The 350-nt window shown below is 58.0% G+C and carries 1 protein-coding gene and 1 pseudogene; both read right to left on the reverse strand.

The annotated features are described in order from the left end of the window. A pseudogene (locus tag PJL15_RS22610) lies at positions 1 to 139 on the reverse strand (lipoyl synthase); the annotation flags it as partial. Positions 140 to 166: 27 nt separating this feature from the next. Further along, positions 167 to 350, reverse strand: a 184-nt coding sequence (locus PJL15_RS22615) for an L-serine ammonia-lyase, iron-sulfur-dependent, subunit alpha (RefSeq protein WP_281453362.1), incomplete at its 5' end; no start/stop codon positions are given.

The following is a 350-nucleotide window of genomic DNA, read 5'->3' on the forward strand; positions in this document are numbered from 1 at the left end:
TGACCAGGTTCTTGAGCTGGACAAACTCCGGACCCATCTGGACCTTGGCCTTGATCCACTCAGGCTTACGTTCAACCGGGACCGCCGAGTTACGCTGCTCAACGCGCAGCAACTTACGGCCTTCAGGAGCGAGTGTCATGGGGTTCCTTTACGTTTACGTTCATTTTCAGCATTCGACGACGTTGACGGCGAGGCCGCCCATCGCGGTTTCCTTGTACTTATGGGACATGTCCTTGCCCGTTTCACGCATGGTCACGATCACCTCATCCAACGACACCCGATGCGTCCCATCCCCCCACAACGCCATCTTCGCCGCGTTGATCGCCTTCGCCGCAGCAATCGCGTTCCGC

It is taken from the genome of Paenarthrobacter nitroguajacolicus, from assembly GCF_029952445.1.
In the GTDB taxonomy this organism is placed as follows: domain Bacteria; phylum Actinomycetota; class Actinomycetes; order Actinomycetales; family Micrococcaceae; genus Arthrobacter; species Arthrobacter nitroguajacolicus_B.